This is a genomic window from Psychrobacter sp. T6-1 (assembly GCF_052258445.1).
In genome coordinates, this window is sequence record NZ_JBQQFC010000545.1 from 1 (window position 1) to 1,057 (window position 1,057).

Sequence of the window (1,057 nt, forward strand, 5' to 3'; positions counted from 1 at the left end):
GTACGAGTAATTTGGCTATTGTTTTGCCAATCAGCAGGCAAGATGCCTTGATCTTTTAGCGTTTGCGCAGCAGTATCAAACAATTGCGCTAAGGTGTCGATTTGGGCTTGTGACATAGGACTAGTAACTCAAATAAATAAAAGGCGCAAAAAGGGCGCGAAATATGGATAACTGGTAAATATAACAACCTTTAGGATCGATTGCATCTTTAATACAAAAAATAGCGTCACATTTTATTTCTTGGTTCAGGCTGGCAACTACAAAAGGCGTCGCTATTTTGCATCGAATAAAACACCTCTGTAGATGACCCATTAGTCGTATAGTTTGTCGCGTTTGTATTGTATCAAAGCACGGTTAGACGCATATCAGTAAGGTTACACGCTATAATGCGTTTTGATAATTTTGCCTGATATAGGATATAACTATGTTTGCTATCGCTGCTAGCACCGTCACCAGTTGGGGACTTTACGTTTTACTACCGATCTTTATCGCATTTTTGTTCTTTATTATGTGGGATATCTCCAAAAAGTCGGATGCAGGACGCGCAGGCACCTTTTGGATTTTCTTGGCTTTAGGTGCAGGATTTGTAGGCTTTTTACTCAAATTATTATTAGAAGTTGCCTTTAACAAATGGTTTATTGGTTAGGTTTAATGACTTCGCTGACATAAGTCGGCATTTGCCATGCGCCGCCTGCTTCTATGAGTCGGCACAGACCTGTAGTCATCTCACGGGTTTTGGCAAACGTTTTGCCGTCCCAAAGCCAATTCGTCATCGACCAGCAATCGCCCAAGCCTCGTCCTTTGTGCGCAGCAATTATTTTACCCTCATGATAGTCACTGCCTGCGATCGTAATAAGCTTAGGATTGCTAGGCTTACGATGATCAATCAGCCAATACCCTGCACCAAAATTATAAGCGCCAGTCCAGCAACTATGAACCGCTAACGTATGGCGATCATCCACGGGTACAAACTCCCAGCCAAGCAGGCTTGAGCTATATTCTTGTCTGCTTTGATAGACTTGCGTTTTTGGATTGACAAGCTCGCAATCACCCATAA

The 1,057-nt window shown here is 42.5% G+C and carries 2 protein-coding genes; one reads left to right on the forward strand and one right to left on the reverse strand.

Going from position 1 to position 1,057, the window contains the following annotated elements; all coding sequences use genetic code 11:
* Window positions 1–424: 424 nt before the first annotated feature.
* Window positions 425–646 (forward strand): DUF2788 domain-containing protein, encoded by a 222-nt coding sequence (locus ACTXGO_RS14470; protein ID WP_317200533.1) that lies wholly within the window; start codon window positions 425–427, stop codon window positions 644–646.
* Here ACTXGO_RS14470 and ACTXGO_RS14475 read toward each other — a convergent pair.
* The coding region (locus tag ACTXGO_RS14475; protein WP_443575010.1) for a DUF1176 domain-containing protein at window positions 636–1,057 on the reverse strand (422 nt) is incomplete at its 5' end. The genes ACTXGO_RS14470 and ACTXGO_RS14475 overlap by 11 nt on opposite strands.

Excerpts from the sequence above, each read along its gene's own strand:
- ACTXGO_RS14470 (WP_317200533.1), top strand. The coding sequence starts at position 425 with ATGTTTGCTATCGCTGCTAGCACCGTCACCAGTTGGGGACTTTACGTT.